We start from the raw sequence: 13,486 nt of genomic DNA, 5'->3' as shown, positions 1-13,486 counted from the left end.
GCGCCGGTTTCATGGCCATGCGGCAATGCGTTGTCGCGCTTGTCACTGGACCTTCCGGGCTGCATCCGTCATAGAGTGGCTGACGATGATCGGAGGCTTCTATGGGTATCCTGAAAACTTTGCTGCGCGCGGTCACCTGGTGGAACGGCTCGACGCTGGGAACGGCGCTTTACACGTCACGCAAGGGTGTCAAAGTGGGCGAGGACGATCAGGGAAACCTGTTTTACGAGACCCGTGACGGCAAGCGCCGTTGGGTGATGTTCAACGGTGAGGTCGAGGCAAGCCGCGTCAGCCCCGACTGGCATGGCTGGCTGCATCACACGGTCAAGCAACCGCCGACCGAGAAACCCATCAAGCACAAGGCCTGGGAAAAACCGCATCAGGAGAACCTGACCGGCACGCCGTTGGCCTATGCGCCGGCCGGATCGCTGCGCCGCCCCGAGCCTGCCGACCGGCAGGATTACGAGGCCTGGACCCCCGAATAAGGCGCCCCACCCATGGCGGAAAACACCACAGAAGTTCTGGTTGGCGGCGTTGTTCTCGCCGCGGCAATTGGATTTGTCGTCTATGCCGGGCAGGCCACGGGCCTGTCGAAAAGCGATGCGGGCTATCCGCTGACCGCATCCTTCCGGTCGCTGGAAGGTGTGCAGGTGGGCACCGATGTGCGGCTCGCGGGCGTCAAGATCGGCACCGTGACCGAGGTAGATTTGAACGTGGAGACCTATCGCGCGGATACGGTGTTTACCGTGCGCGACGGCATCCAGATCCCCGATGACAGTGCCATCGCCATCAGCTCCGAGGGGCTGTTGGGCGGCAATTTCGTTGAGATCGTCCCCGGCGGATCGCCGTTTTATTTCGAGCCGGGGCAGGAAATGGAAGACACACAGGGCGCGGTCAGCCTGATTTCGCTCCTGCTGAAATTCGTCTCGGGCAGTGGGGACGAGGAATGATCCGCGCGCTTGTCGTGGCGGTGGTCCTGAGCGCGCCTGCCATGGCGCAGGAAGCGGTCAGCATCGGCACGGGCGCGGTGCTGCGCGGACTCGACAAGGTGTCGGGCGATGCCACGGATCTGGAACTCGGCAACGGGCAGACCCTGGAATTCGGGCGCCTGCGCATCGACATGACCGAATGCCGCTACCCCGAGGGTAACCCGGCAGGGGACGCTTACGCTTTTCTCAATATCTGGGAAACCGGCGATACGACGCCAGTGTTCTCGGGCTGGATGATTGCGTCCTCGCCTGCGCTCAACGCGCTGGACCATTCGCGCTATGACGTCTGGGTGCTGCGCTGCAAGACCTCCTGAGCGCTGGCCAGCGGCGGGGCGGTGAAATCTGCCGTGATCTCCAGAGCCGCGCGCAACCGTCGGTGATACGCGGCCCGCGTGATCTCGATCCCGCCAAGTGAGGCGAGATGCGGGGTCAGGAACTGGGTATCCAACAGCGTGAAACCCGCCATGTTCAACCGGTCCACCAGATAGGCCAGCGCCATCTTGGACGCGTCCGTGCGGCGGGAAAACATCGATTCGCCACAGAAAACTCCACCCAGAGCCAGACCATAAATCCCGCCGATCAACTCCCCCTCGGCCCAGACCTCCAGAGAATGCGCGTGGCCTTCATCATGCAAAGCGTTGAAAATATTTGTAATAAGCGGATTGATCCAGGTCTCTGAACGATCTCCGCAGGCCTTCATCACTTGCGCGAAAGCGGTGTTGATGCGCATCTGATGCGGCATGCGCCGCATGCGGCGGGCCAGCGAACGCGACAAGTGAAACCCGTCCAGAGGGATGATGCCGCGCCTGCGCGGATCGACCCAGAACACATTCGCGTCGTCGCGATGTTCTGCCATGGGAAAGATGCCCGACGCATAGGCGTGCAGCACCAGATCCGGGGACAGGTCAGGCTCTGTCGGGGTGTCACTCATGATCGCAAGGTGCAATCAAATGCGGCGGGCAGCAAGGGCGCGGCCCGCCGAAATGCCTCAGGCTTCAAACGTCCGGTCGAGCCATTTTTCCAGCCAGTGAATGTTGTATTCCCCGGTATGGATATCCTGCTCTTCCAGAAGCGCGCGGAACAGCGGAACGGTGGTGTCGATCCCGTCCACGATCAATTCGCCCAAGGCACGGTTGAGCCGCGCCAGCGCCTCGTTCCGGTCCCGGCCATGCACGATCAGCTTGCCAATCAGGCTGTCGTAATAGGGTGGAATGGAATAGCCGTCATAAAGCGCCGAATCCATCCGAACGCCCAGACCGCCGGGGGCGTGGTATTGCGTGATGCGCCCGGGGCAGGGCGAGAAATTCGGCAGCTTCTCGGCGTTGATCCGCACCTCGATGGAATGGCCGTTGATCTCAAGGTCGTCCTGCGTAAAGGACATGGGCAGCCCTTCGGCCACGCGGATCTGTTCACGCACAAGGTCGACGCCAAAGATGCTCTCGGTCACGGGGTGTTCGACCTGAAGGCGGGTGTTCATCTCGATGAAATAGAACTCGCCGTCTTCATAGAGGAATTCGACCGTGCCCGCGCCGATATAGTTGATATTGGCCATGGCCTCGGCGCAGATCTTGCCGATCCGCGCGCGTTCCTCGGGCGTGATCGCGGGGCCGGGGGCCTCTTCGAACACTTTCTGGTGGCGGCGCTGAAGCGAACAGTCCCGCTCGGCCAGATGTACCGCGTTGCCCTTGCCATCGCCAAAGACCTGAATCTCGATGTGGCGCGGCTTTTGCAGGTATTTCTCGATATAGACTTCGTCATTGCCGAAATTGGCCTTGCCCTCGGCGCGCGCGGTCATGAAGGCCTTTTCCATGTCTGCGGCGGACTCGGCAACTTTCATGCCCTTACCGCCGCCACCGGCGGTGGCCTTGATGATGACCGGATAGCCCATCTCTTCGCCCAGACGCTTGGCGGTTTCCAGATCCGGCACGCCGCCATCCGAGCCGGGCACGCAGGGCACACCCAGCTTGATCATGGTTTCCTTGGCGGTGATCTTGTCGCCCATGATGCGGATATGTTCGGCGGTGGGCCCGATGAAGGTCAGACCGTGATCTTCGACGACCTGCACGAAATTGGCGTTTTCCGACAGGAAGCCATAGCCGGGGTGGATGGCCTGTGCGCCGGTGACTTCGCAGGCGGCAATGATCGCGGGGATCGACAGGTAGCTTTGCGGCGACGGCGGCGGGCCGATGCAGATGGTTTCATCCGCCATGCGCACATGCATCGCGTCGCTGTCGGCGGTGGAATGCACGGCGACCGAGGCAATGCCCATCTCGCGGCAGGCGCGGATCACCCGGAGGGCAATTTCGCCTCGGTTGGCAATCAGGATTTTGTCAAACATGTACTGGCCCCGCTTATTCGAGGATCACAAGCGGCGTGCCGAATTCCACCGGGTCGCCATCGGTCACCAGGATGCGGGACACTTTGCCTGCGCGCGGGGCGGGGATGTGGTTCATGGTTTTCATCGCTTCGACGATGAGCAGCGTGTCGCCCTCGCTCACCGTGTCGCCAACGCTGATGAAAGACGGCGCGCCGGGTTCGGCCTGCATGTAGACAGTGCCCACCATCGGCGAGGGGACAGCGCCGGGATGCTGGGCAGGGTCGCCGCCATGATCGGCGGCTGCCGGGGCCGCGGGTGCGGCAGCAGGGGCGGGCGCAAGGGCAGGGGCCGCGGCAACAGTTGCCTGAACCGGAGCGGCCGCTGGGGCCGCGCGGCTCACACGCACGTTGAGGCTGTCATCCTCGGCATAGTCGCGCTTGACCTGAAGCTCGGTCAGATCATTGTCGCGAAGCAGCTTTGCGAGTGCCTCGATAAAGGCCACGTCTGCATCATGCGTGTTCTTTGTCATACTGTCCTCACCTCGTTCTGGGGGGTGCCCGCCTGTCGTAGCGTTATCACGTTCAGCGTGCCTTATAGGCCACGCCGGATTGCGTGAAAAGCGGGCTTTGGCACGAAATATGGGGGGAACTTCGCAAGAATACCAGCATTTCAGACATCACTTGACGCGCAGGTCAATGGTGGGGACATAATCTTGCCGAAACGGGGAGGTGACAGGATGAATCTTGCACACTGGTTGCGACGGGCGGCGTTGCATGACGCCAGACGCCCGGCGATTTTTCTGGGCCGCGATAGGGTTGCCGATTATGGCGGCTTCCATTGGCGTGCAGGTCAGGTCGCGGCACGTCTAGGTGCGCGGGGGATCGGGCCGGGGGACCGGGTGGCGATTTTTTCCGCGAATGTGCCGGACTACCTGATTGCGTTTTATGGCATCTGGTATGCGGGGGCGGCGGTCATTCCGATCAATGCCAAGCTCCATGGGCGCGAAGCGGCGTGGATTCTGGACAACGCCCAATGCGGGCTGTGCTATGCCACGCCAGACGAGGCGCAGGCGCTTGCGGAAGCGGGCTATGACGGCACGGTGTTGGAGATCGAAGCGGCCTGCGCGCCCGGTACCGAGGTGCCGGTGGATCGCCCGGTGCATCGGGACCGCGAGGACCTGGCCTGGCTGTTTCATACCTCGGGCACGACCGGGCGGCCCAAGGGGGTGATGATCACCCATGGCATGCTTGAGGCGATGGCGCTGAGCTATTTCACCGATGCCGATGAGGTGAGCCCCGAGGACGCCACGCTGTATGCCGCGCCGATGAGCCACGGGGCGGGCATCTACAACGTGATGCATGTGCTCAAGGGCGCGCGGCATGTGCTGCCGCCGTCCCGGGGCTTTGACCCGCAGGAAATCCTTGATCTGGCCGCGCATCATGACCGGATACACATGTTCGCCGCGCCGACCATGGTGCATCGGCTGACCGCGCATGCGCGCGAGACCGGGCAGAACGGCACGGGGGTGCGCAGTATCGTCTATGCGGGCGGGCCGATGTACCTTGCCGATATCGAGGCGGCGGTGGCGCAGTTCGGGCCGGTCTTCCTGCAAATCTACGGGCAGGGGGAATGCCCGATGGCGATCACCGCGCTGACGCGGCAGGACGTGGCGGACCGGACGCATCCGCGCTGGCGCGAGCGGCTGGCCTCGGTCGGTCGGGCGCAATCCATGGTCGAGGTGGAGATTGCCGGAACGGATGGCGCATTGCTGCCGCCGGGGGAGACCGGCGAGATCGTGGTGCGCGGCGCGGCGGTGATGCCGGGTTACTGGCAGAACCCCACGGCCAGCGCCGAGACGCTGCGCGACGGTTGGCTCTGGACCGGGGATATGGGGCGCATGGACGAAGACGGCTATGTCACAATGGTGGACAGGTCCAAGGACATGATCATTTCCGGCGGGTCCAATATCTATCCGCGCGAGGTCGAGGAGGTGTTGCTGGAACATCCGGCGATAACCGAGGTCGCGGTGGTTGGGCGGCATCACGACGATTGGGGCGAAGAGGTGGTGGCCTTTGTGGTTTTGGAGCAGGGGGCAGGGGCGGACCCGGCAGAGCTTGACCGCCATTGTCTGGACCGCATCGCGCGGTTCAAGCGGCCCAAGGCCTATGAATTCGTGGCCGAGTTGCCCAAGAACAATTACGGCAAGGTGCTCAAGACCGCGCTTCGGGATCGTCTGGCGCAGTAGCGGGCGGCTCCCGATCCTCTGGCGCATCCGGGTCAGGCGCGACCGCCATGCGCGGCGCGGCATCGTCCGGCTTGGTTGCGACCTGCGCCGGTTCTTTCGTCGTTGCATCGGATTCGGTGGCGCGCGCTTCACCGTCAGTCTCTGGCTCCTTGATCGCTTCGGCCTGTTCGCGCAGCATTTCGCCGATCTTGATCTGCAGGATTGTCGGCGGGGCCGAGGCGTTTTCCCGATCCTCGCGACGGGCAGCCTGCGCTTGCGGCGGGGTTTGTCCCTGTCGCAAGGCCGTGCCCGCGGTTTCGCCGCCTTTGGTGCTGGGCTCGACCCTCAGGGACGGTTCCTTGCGCAGCGACACGGCAGGAAGCGACGCCGGGTGCCCGGTTGTCATCGGTGCCTGAAGAGGCGGCAGACCTGTAAATGTCATCTCTCACTCCCGTTCCATTGGGAGCCCCAACCCGAATTAAAGTCTGGGCAAGGCGCCTTAACAGCGGGTTAAGCGGCAGGCAGGACATTCATAAGGATTGATTAAAACCTGTCCTCAGAACGAGGAAGCGCCCGCATCCAATGCAAGCAGCGGCGGATGCGGGCGCTCTGGCCCCGGATCAGTCAGACCAATCCGGGAGTGAGCCGAGAATACCCAAAGCGCTTAAAAATGTCAGAGCTTACACGGGATCAGGGGTGGTTAATGACGTAGCGTCATTTGGTATACCAGATCAGATTGCCAGATACTCGGCCCGCAGCTCTTCGTTCTCAAGAACCTCGGCTGCTGTCCCGTCAAAGACGATCCCGCCGGTATCCAGAATGACTGCACGGTCCGCGAGTTCCAACGCACGCACGGCGTTCTGTTCGACGAGGATCGTGGTCATGCCCTGTTCCTTGATGTGGATGAGGGTTTTCTCGATTTCGTCCACGATCACCGGGGCAAGGCCCTCATAGGGTTCGTCCAGGAGCAGCACCTTGATGTCACGCGCCAGCGCCCGGGCGATGGCCAGCATCTGCTGTTCACCGCCCGACAGGGTCGTGCCCTCTTGCTTGCGGCGTTCGCCGAGACGCGGGAAGAGGTCGTAGAGCCGCTCGATCGACCAGCCGATGGGCGGGGCAATTTGCGCCAGTTCAAGGTTCTCTTCCACGGTCAGGCCGGGGATTATGCGGCGGTCTTCGGGCACGAGACCCAGACCGACCGTGGCTGCCTCATAGGAGGTCATCTTGTGCAGCGGCTGGTGATCCAGCCAGATCTCGCCATGGGTGACCTGGGGATCACCGATCCGCGCGATGGATCGCAGGGTCGAGGTCTTGCCCGCGCCGTTGCGGCCCAGAAGGGCAAGGATCTCGCCCTCGTGCACGTTAAAGGACACGCCCTGAACAATGTAGCTTTCACCGTAATAGGCATGCATGTCCCAGACCGAGAGAAAGGCCGGGGCCGTTTCGGCCATATTGGCGTTCTTGGTAAAGTCGGGTTTGACGTTCATCTTTTAAAACTCCTTACGCCGACTCACCGAGATACGCTTCGCGCACCTTCGGATGGCCTTTGATGTTTTCCGGGCTGTCCTCGACCAGGGGCGTGCCCTGGGCCAGAACGGTGATCCGGTCTGCGAGGCTGAACACCACATGCATGTCGTGTTCGATGATGGCGATGGTGATGTCGCGCTCGGCCTTGATCTCCTTGAGAAGATCAATGGTGTTGTTGGTATCGGCGCGCGCCATACCCGCTGTCGGCTCGTCGAGCAGGAGCAGGCGGGGGTTCTGGGACAGGCACATGCCGATCTCAAGCCGCCGCTTGTCACCGCGGGACATGGAAGCTGCATGCATGTGGCGCTTGTCGGCCATGTTCATGTCTTCCAGCATCTTTTCCGCGTCTTCCAGCACATCCTTCTGGCTGAACACGCTGGAAATCCCGTTCATTTCGAACGAGCCGTCGCGCTTGGCAAAGATCGGGATCATCATGTTTTCCAGCACGGTCAGGTCGCCGAAGATCTCGGGCGTCTGGAACACGCGGGAAATGCCCATCTGACAGATCTCGAACGGGGTCCGGCCCAGCACTGATTGCCCGTCGAACATGACCGATCCGCTATCGGGGATCAGCTTGCCGATGAGGCAGTTGAGCAGGGTGGATTTGCCCGCGCCATTGGGGCCGATGATGGCGTGGCAGGTGTTTTCTGCCACGTTGAGTTGCACGTCGCTCAGCGCCTGCAGGCCACCGAAGCGTTTGCCAACGTCTTTGACTTCAAGAATACCCATCTCTCCGTCTCCTTATTCCGCAGGGGTTTTCGCTTCGGCGCCATCCTTGGCGTCGTTGGTTTTCTTCTTGCCGAACAACTTGGCGATGCGTTGACCGCCTTCGACCAGACCACCGGGCAGGAAGATCACCACCAGCATGAAGATGATGCCCAGCGTCAGGTGCCAGCCCTTGCCGATGAACGGGTAGATGATGGCGACCACGAAATCCTCGAGCCCGTCAGGCAGGAAGGCAAACCAGCCGTGCAGGATGTCCGAGTTGATCTTGGAAATGATGTTTTCCATGTATTTGATCGCACCCGCGCCCAGCACCGGGCCGATCAGCGTGCCGACACCACCCAGGATGGTCATCAGGACAACTTCACCCGATGCGGTCCAGAACATCCGCTCGGCACCAGCCAGCGGGTCCATCGCAGCCATCAGGCCACCGGCCAGACCGGCATACATGCCCGAGATCACGAAAGCGGCCAGCGTGTAGGGCTTGGGATTCAGGCCCGTGTAGCTCATGCGTTGCTGGTTCGATTTCACCGCCCGCAGCATCATGCCAAAGGGCGAGCGGAAGATGCGGATCGCAAGGTAGAAGGAGGCCAGCATCAGGATGCCCGAGAAATAGTAGCCCACGTTAAACACGAATTCCCACGGACCCACGGCCAGTTCAGCGGTTGAGCGCATTTCCAGCCCGAAGATGCCCGGCACCGGGATGTTGCCATCTGCGGTCTGTGCCGCGCCAAGAATGCGCGGATCGTTCAGCGCCAGTTGCAGGCCGGTTTCACCGCCGGTGATCGGTGTCAGCACCGAATAGGCAAGGGCAAAGGACATCTGCGCAAAGGCCAGCGTCAGGATCGAGAAATAGATACCCGAGCGACGCAGGGACACATAGCCGATCACGATGGCGAAGAGCCCCGAAACGATCACCGCAAGGATAATGGCCGGGACAACGTTCATGCTGAGCAGCTTGAACATCCACACCGCTGAGTAGGACCCCACACCGAGAAAGGCCGCATGACCAAAGGAGAGGTAGCCCGTGAGGCCGAACAGGATGTTGAAGCCGATGGCGAAGATGCCGAAGATCACGAAACGCTGCATCAGGTCGGGGTAGCCCGCGTTGAACTGCGCCATGCCGCTGTCAGACGGGAACGGGTTAAGCAGGAAGGGGGCGAAGAACACGAGCGCCGCAACGATCAGCAGGAGTTTGGCGTCTTTCTTTTCCAGTCCAAACATTGTCTTAGTCCTCCATCACGCCTTTGCGACCCATAAGGCCACGGGGACGTGTCAGCAGAATGATGATGGCGACCAGATAGATGATGATCTGGTTGATACCGGGGATGAGGTCGATCACGGCCGACATGGAGGCAAAGCTTTCGAGGATACCCAGCAGGAAGCCTGCCAGCACCGCACCCGGAAGCGAGCCCATGCCGCCCACAACCACAACCACGAAGCTCAGGACGAGAAAGTCCATGCCCATGTGATAGTTGGGTGAGTTGATCGGCGCGTACATCACACCGGCAAGCCCCGCGACGGCGGCGGCGATGCCGAACATGATGGTGAAACGCTTGTCGATATTGATGCCCAGCAGGCCCACGGTTTCACGATCCGCCATGCCTGCGCGGACAACCATCCCGAAGGTGGTGAATTGCAGGAAGGCAAAGACCGCACCGATGATCACTGTTGCAAAGGCGAAATAGACCAGACGCCAGTACGGATAGATGATCTGGTTCGGATCAAGGCCCAGCATCGCGCCAAAGTCGAACGAGCCGGTAAAGGCCGCCGGAGCCGGCGTCGGGATCGGGTTTGCGCCGTAGTAATACTTGATGATTTCCTGCATGACGATGGCCAGGCCAAAGGTCACGAGGATCTGGTCGGCGTGCGGACGCTTGTAGAAATGCTTGATCAGACCGCGCTCCATCGCCCAGCCCACGAAGAGCATGATCGGAATGGAGAACAGGATCGCCAGCGGCACGGCCCAGTCAATGAGCGCGGCACCGGTGGCCTCGCCGAAGATATCGTAGAGATAGGGCTGATCCCGCATCAGGGGATTGCCGAGGAAGTCGGTCTCGCCGGGCACGGCGACCTTGTGGCTCAGATTGAACAGGCGCGAGAGCGTCACGGCGCAGAAGGCACCGATCATGAAAAGCGCGCCGTGGGCGAAGTTCACAACGCCCAGCGTGCCGAAGATGAGCGTCAGGCCGAGCGCGATAAGCGCATAGGCCGAGCCCTTGTCCAGGCCGTTTAGAATTTGAAGAATGATTGCGTCCATGGGTCCCACCCTTTGCGGAATCTAGATGGTGGAGAAGCCACGGACGGGGAACTGCCGTGGCAAAAGGGGGAGGGTGGGCAAAAGCTGCCCACCCCTGGCTTGATCGGATGATCAGGCGCCGTTGTTGCAGGTGCCCAGCGCGCCGCCCGAGAATTGCGGGTGGTCGGGCGCGTAGGTGACCTGAGCGGCCGGTGTGACTTCGACGATTTCGAGAAGGTCGAACTCGGAGGTCGGGTTCTCTTTCCCTTTCACGACCAGCACGTCCTTGAAGCACTGGTGGTCTTCGGCACGGTACAGCGTTTTGCCGTTGCCCAGACCGTCGAATTCGAAACCTTCGAGCGCTTCGGCAACCGCACAGGGTGCGAAGGAACCCGCGCGCTCAACCGCGTCAGCATAGAGCAGGGTCTGCACATAGCAGGTATGTGCGGCCTGCGACGGCGGGAAGCCGTATTTGGTGCCGAAGGAGTTCACAAAGGCCTTGGAGCCTGCGTCCTGCAGCGACCAGTGCCAGTTGGTGGAGCCGAAGATGCCCTTCACGTTGGCACCGGCACCCTTGGCCATCAGGCGCGAGTAGAGCGGAACGACGATTTCGAAGTTCTTTCCGTTCACCTGCTTTTCGCGCAGACCGAACTGAACCGCGTTGGTCAGCGAGTTCACCATGTTGCCGCCATAGTGGTTCAGAACCAGAACGTCGGCGCCGGACTGCAGAACCGGTGCAATATAGGACGAGAAGTCGGTCTGGGTCAGCGGGGTTTTCACCGTGTTCACGGTTTCCCAGCCCAGTGCCTCGGTCGAGGATTTCACCGCTTCTTCCGTGGTGTAGCCCCAGTTGTAGTCAGCGGTCAGGTGATAGGCCTTACGGTCGCTGCCATACATTTTCTCCAGAACGGGCGCGAGCGCCGCACCGGACATGTAGGAGTTGAAGAAGTGGCGGAAACCGTTGGCGCGCTTGTCCTTACCGGTGGTGTCGTTGGAGTGGGTCAGACCCGCCATGAAGATAATGCCGGCTTCCTGGCAGAGCGCCTGCACGGCCACGGCCACGCCAGAGGACGAGCCGCCGGTGATCATCACCGCGCCGTCTTTTTCGATCATCGACTTGGCCGATGCGCGGGCGGCGTCGGACTTGGTCTGCGTGTCACCAGTCACATACTCGACTTTCTTGCCGAGGATACCGTTGCCCTGCAGCGCCTTCGACGAGAAGGTGCTCATCATGCCGCCGTCGCCGCCACCGTTCAGGTGCTCGACAGCCAGCTCATAGGCGCGCAGCTCGTCTGCGCCCTCGTCCGCGTAGGGGCCGGTTTGCGGAACGTTGAAGCCCAGCGTCACGGTGGAGCCGGTGGGCTCGTTGGTGTGCGCGGCCACGGAGGACGCGGTGAAGATGGTGGGTACTGCCAGGCCAGCGCCGCCAAGGGCACCGGTTTTCAGAACGCCACGGCGCGTCAGATTCGATTTGGACATATAATCCTCCCGTTTTGTGAGATGTGTCTGGCACGCTCCTCAACGTGCGAAACACGGGCACAAATGTGCAGTGTCATTATCGCGCCGGTGCCGAAAATTTCGCAACAAAGGCTTTTAAAGAAACATTTTTCTTGTAAAGAAATGGACTGTGCGATCGTAGCATTTGTAAAGAAATTATTCTGCAGCGCAGAATGGGCTTGAAAAAAGCGGAGAAAAGACGATGGGCCGCGACACATTGACCGGGACAAGAATTCGCGAAAGACGGCATGCGGTCGGCCTCAAGCAGGCTGAGTTGGCGGAGCTCGCGGGAATCTCTGCGTCCTATCTCAACTTAATCGAGCATAACCGCCGGAGAATCGGCGGAAAATTGCTGCTGGCCATCTCGCGCGTGCTGGAGGTGGAGCCCTCGGTGCTGGTCGAAGGGGCTGAGGTGGGGCTGATCACCACGCTGCGCGAAGCTGCCGCCGCACGCCCGGAGGCCAGGGCCGAACTGGACAGGCTGGACGAATTCGCCGGGCGGTTTCCGGGCTGGGCCGCGCTTTTGGCGGATAGCCGCGCGCGCATCGACACGCTGGAGCGCACCGTCGAGGCGCTGACCGACCGGCTGACCCATGATCCGCATCTGGCGGCGTCCCTGCATGACATGATTTCCACCGTGACCTCGATCCGGTCCACTGCTGGTATTCTGGCCGAAGGTGACGAGATCGAGCCGGAATGGCAGACGCGGTTCCATCGCAACATCAACGAAGACGCGCGGCGTCTGGCGGAAACCAGCACGGCGCTGGTGCGCCATCTGGACGCCTCGGACGCGGCCCGGGCCATTGCGTCCCCCGAGGAAGAGGTGGAACGCTTTCTGGCTGCCAACGCCTATCATTTTCTGCCGCTGGAAACGGGCGAGGCCACAGTCGATGAGCTTGTGGATGCGGCACCGGAACTGACCCTGACCGCATCGCGCGATATCATGCGGCGCTATTTGCGGCGCTACGCGCATGATGCGGCGCTTGTCCCGCTGGACCCCTTGATGGAGATCGTGGGTCGCGTCGGATGCGACCCGACGGTCGTGGCGCGGAACTTCGAAGCACCGGTCAGCGTCATTCTTCACCGGCTGGCCACATTGCCCGCCTCGGCGGGGCTTGGGCCGCTGGGGCTGGTGAAATGTGATGCCTCGGGCACGCCGGTGTTTCGCAAGCCACTGGACGAGTTTCCACTGCCACGGTTCGGGGCGGGCTGTGCGCTGTGGCCGCTCTATGGGGCCCTGTCACGGCCGTCCCAGCCGCTCTACCGGATCATCGAATCCTCGGCCCGCGAAGCGCGCCGGTTCGAAGCCTATGCCATTGCCGAAGCCGCAGGGCCCATGCGGTTCGGCGGGATCGTGCGGATCGAGGCCACCATGCTGGTGCGCCCCCTGGACCGCGGGGATGGCGATACGCTGGATGTGCATCCGCCGGTGCCGGTTGGCGTGACCTGCCGGATCTGCGCGCGGGCCAGTTGTGACGCCCGGCGTGAACCTTCGGTTTTGACCGATAAAATGTAGCAAAGCGTTTTGACATCCCCCGCCAAACTGCGGATAACTGTCGGACCCGCGCCAGATGCGCGGGAGCGGAGGAAACCGTATGGGGAAACGTGTCCTCGTCATTGAGGATGAACCGAACATCACCGAGGCGATCCGGTTCTTCCTGTCGCGCGACGGTTGGGAGGTCTTCGCGCATTCCAAGGGACATGATGCGCTGGAGGTTATCGCACATCGCAAGCCCGATCTGCTGATCCTGGATGTGATGTTACCGGGGCGCAGCGGTTATGAAATCCTGCGCGATCTGCGCGAACAACCGGAATGGACGGAATTGCCGGTGCTCATGCTGACCGCGCGCGGTCAGGCCAAGGACCGGGAGATGGCGGCCGAGGCAGGAGCCAGCCGGTTCATGACCAAACCATTCTCAAACTCGGACATCCTGGAGGCAGTCCGGGAATTGGCCCCTGTATGAACGGCA

15 protein-coding genes are annotated in these 13,486 nt (G+C 61.8%); 6 read left to right on the top strand and 9 right to left on the bottom strand.

Annotation, left to right across the window (positions count from 1 at the left end):
- Positions 1-101: 101 nt before the first annotated feature.
- The 3 genes from PGB28_RS01955 to PGB28_RS01945 are packed head-to-tail and all read left to right on the top strand — an operon-like array spanning position 102 to position 1,303.
- Entirely contained in the window at positions 102-485 is a 384-nt protein-coding gene (locus PGB28_RS01955; RefSeq protein ID WP_271419796.1) for an NADH:ubiquinone oxidoreductase subunit NDUFA12, read from the top strand.
- 12 nt (positions 486-497) lie between these two features.
- Positions 498-950, top strand: a complete 453-nt coding sequence (mlaD, locus tag PGB28_RS01950; RefSeq protein ID WP_271419795.1) for an outer membrane lipid asymmetry maintenance protein MlaD — start codon at positions 498-500, stop codon at positions 948-950.
- Positions 947-1,303: a DUF2155 domain-containing protein gene (locus PGB28_RS01945; RefSeq protein ID WP_271419794.1), complete on the top strand. Its 357-nt coding sequence runs from the start codon at positions 947-949 to the stop codon at positions 1,301-1,303. Before mlaD ends, PGB28_RS01945 begins: the two co-directional genes overlap by 4 nt.
- On the opposite strand, the gene aat is transcribed toward PGB28_RS01945, so the two are convergent.
- Genes aat through accB form a run of 3 tightly spaced genes read right to left on the bottom strand, consistent with a single transcriptional unit; the run spans position 1,267 to position 3,835 of the window.
- Positions 1,267-1,920, bottom strand: a complete 654-nt coding sequence (aat, locus tag PGB28_RS01940; RefSeq protein WP_271419793.1) for a leucyl/phenylalanyl-tRNA--protein transferase — start codon at positions 1,918-1,920, stop codon at positions 1,267-1,269. The genes PGB28_RS01945 and aat overlap by 37 nt on opposite strands.
- 57 nt (positions 1,921-1,977) lie before the next feature.
- Positions 1,978-3,327: an acetyl-CoA carboxylase biotin carboxylase subunit gene (gene accC / locus PGB28_RS01935; protein WP_271419792.1), complete on the bottom strand. Its 1,350-nt coding sequence runs from the start codon at positions 3,325-3,327 to the stop codon at positions 1,978-1,980.
- A 13-nt stretch (positions 3,328-3,340) separates the two neighbouring features.
- Complete coding sequence (gene accB, locus PGB28_RS01930) at positions 3,341-3,835, bottom strand: acetyl-CoA carboxylase biotin carboxyl carrier protein (protein ID WP_271419791.1); 495 nt, start codon at positions 3,833-3,835, stop codon at positions 3,341-3,343.
- Positions 3,836-4,042: 207 nt separating this feature from the next.
- Between accB and PGB28_RS01925 the strand changes: the two genes are divergently transcribed.
- Positions 4,043-5,551, top strand: a complete 1,509-nt coding sequence (locus PGB28_RS01925; protein ID WP_271419790.1) for a class I adenylate-forming enzyme family protein — start codon at positions 4,043-4,045, stop codon at positions 5,549-5,551.
- On the opposite strand, the gene PGB28_RS01920 is transcribed toward PGB28_RS01925, so the two are convergent.
- The 6 genes from PGB28_RS01920 to PGB28_RS01895 all read right to left on the bottom strand — a co-directional run bounded on the left by PGB28_RS01920 (position 5,517) and on the right by PGB28_RS01895 (position 11,498).
- Complete coding sequence (locus PGB28_RS01920; protein WP_271419789.1) at positions 5,517-5,972, bottom strand: hypothetical protein; 456 nt, start codon at positions 5,970-5,972, stop codon at positions 5,517-5,519. The two genes, PGB28_RS01925 and PGB28_RS01920, sit on opposite strands and share 35 nt — an antisense overlap.
- 289 nt (positions 5,973-6,261) lie before the next feature.
- The gene (locus PGB28_RS01915) at positions 6,262-7,017 is read right to left on the bottom strand and encodes an ABC transporter ATP-binding protein (protein WP_271419788.1); all 756 of its coding nucleotides are present in this window, start codon (positions 7,015-7,017) and stop codon (positions 6,262-6,264) included.
- 13 nt (positions 7,018-7,030) lie between these two features.
- Positions 7,031-7,786 carry an ABC transporter ATP-binding protein gene (locus tag PGB28_RS01910; protein WP_271419787.1) on the bottom strand — a complete coding sequence of 252 codons (756 nt, stop codon included), beginning with the start codon at positions 7,784-7,786 and terminating at the stop codon, positions 7,031-7,033.
- 12 nt (positions 7,787-7,798) lie between these two features.
- The gene (locus PGB28_RS01905) at positions 7,799-9,004 is read right to left on the bottom strand and encodes a branched-chain amino acid ABC transporter permease (protein WP_271419786.1); all 1,206 of its coding nucleotides are present in this window, start codon (positions 9,002-9,004) and stop codon (positions 7,799-7,801) included.
- Between the two features lie 4 nt (positions 9,005-9,008).
- The gene (locus tag PGB28_RS01900; RefSeq protein WP_271419785.1) at positions 9,009-10,040 is read right to left on the bottom strand and encodes a branched-chain amino acid ABC transporter permease; all 1,032 of its coding nucleotides are present in this window, start codon (positions 10,038-10,040) and stop codon (positions 9,009-9,011) included.
- A gap of 111 nt (positions 10,041-10,151) precedes the next feature.
- The gene (locus tag PGB28_RS01895; RefSeq protein ID WP_271419784.1) at positions 10,152-11,498 is read right to left on the bottom strand and encodes a substrate-binding protein; all 1,347 of its coding nucleotides are present in this window, start codon (positions 11,496-11,498) and stop codon (positions 10,152-10,154) included.
- Between the two features lie 220 nt (positions 11,499-11,718).
- Here PGB28_RS01895 and PGB28_RS01890 point away from each other — a divergent pair, with 220 nt between their 5' ends.
- Positions 11,719-13,032: a helix-turn-helix domain-containing protein gene (locus PGB28_RS01890; protein WP_271419783.1), complete on the top strand. Its 1,314-nt coding sequence runs from the start codon at positions 11,719-11,721 to the stop codon at positions 13,030-13,032.
- A gap of 79 nt (positions 13,033-13,111) precedes the next feature.
- On the top strand, positions 13,112-13,480 hold the full coding sequence (locus PGB28_RS01885; protein ID WP_271419782.1) for a response regulator transcription factor: 369 nt from the start codon (positions 13,112-13,114) through the stop codon (positions 13,478-13,480).
- Positions 13,481-13,486: the final 6 nt, after the last annotated feature.

The organism is Primorskyibacter aestuariivivens, assembly GCF_028023675.1.
In the GTDB taxonomy this organism is placed as follows: domain Bacteria; phylum Pseudomonadota; class Alphaproteobacteria; order Rhodobacterales; family Rhodobacteraceae; genus Marinovum; species Marinovum aestuariivivens.
This window is presented reverse-complemented; position numbering and strand designations above follow the sequence as displayed.

What these genes read in the sequence shown, in the direction of transcription:
- PGB28_RS01955 (WP_271419796.1), top strand. Translation starts at nt 102, where the DNA reads ATGGGTATCCTGAAAACTTTGCTGCGCGCGGTCACCTGGTGGAACGGC.
- mlaD (WP_271419795.1), top strand. Translation starts at nt 498, where the DNA reads ATGGCGGAAAACACCACAGAAGTTCTGGTTGGCGGCGTTGTTCTCGCC.
- PGB28_RS01945 (WP_271419794.1), top strand. Translation starts at nt 947, where the DNA reads ATGATCCGCGCGCTTGTCGTGGCGGTGGTCCTGAGCGCGCCTGCCATG.
- aat (WP_271419793.1), bottom strand. Translation starts at nt 1,920, where the DNA reads ATGAGTGACACCCCGACAGAGCCTGACCTGTCCCCGGATCTGGTGCTG.
- accC (WP_271419792.1), bottom strand. Translation starts at nt 3,327, where the DNA reads ATGTTTGACAAAATCCTGATTGCCAACCGAGGCGAAATTGCCCTCCGG.
- accB (WP_271419791.1), bottom strand. Translation starts at nt 3,835, where the DNA reads ATGACAAAGAACACGCATGATGCAGACGTGGCCTTTATCGAGGCACTC.
- PGB28_RS01925 (WP_271419790.1), top strand. Translation starts at nt 4,043, where the DNA reads ATGAATCTTGCACACTGGTTGCGACGGGCGGCGTTGCATGACGCCAGA.
- PGB28_RS01920 (WP_271419789.1), bottom strand. Translation starts at nt 5,972, where the DNA reads ATGACATTTACAGGTCTGCCGCCTCTTCAGGCACCGATGACAACCGGG.
- PGB28_RS01915 (WP_271419788.1), bottom strand. Translation starts at nt 7,017, where the DNA reads ATGAACGTCAAACCCGACTTTACCAAGAACGCCAATATGGCCGAAACG.
- PGB28_RS01910 (WP_271419787.1), bottom strand. Translation starts at nt 7,786, where the DNA reads ATGGGTATTCTTGAAGTCAAAGACGTTGGCAAACGCTTCGGTGGCCTG.
- PGB28_RS01905 (WP_271419786.1), bottom strand. Translation starts at nt 9,004, where the DNA reads ATGTTTGGACTGGAAAAGAAAGACGCCAAACTCCTGCTGATCGTTGCG.
- PGB28_RS01900 (WP_271419785.1), bottom strand. Translation starts at nt 10,040, where the DNA reads ATGGACGCAATCATTCTTCAAATTCTAAACGGCCTGGACAAGGGCTCG.
- PGB28_RS01895 (WP_271419784.1), bottom strand. Translation starts at nt 11,498, where the DNA reads ATGTCCAAATCGAATCTGACGCGCCGTGGCGTTCTGAAAACCGGTGCC.
- PGB28_RS01890 (WP_271419783.1), top strand. Translation starts at nt 11,719, where the DNA reads ATGGGCCGCGACACATTGACCGGGACAAGAATTCGCGAAAGACGGCAT.
- PGB28_RS01885 (WP_271419782.1), top strand. Translation starts at nt 13,112, where the DNA reads ATGGGGAAACGTGTCCTCGTCATTGAGGATGAACCGAACATCACCGAG.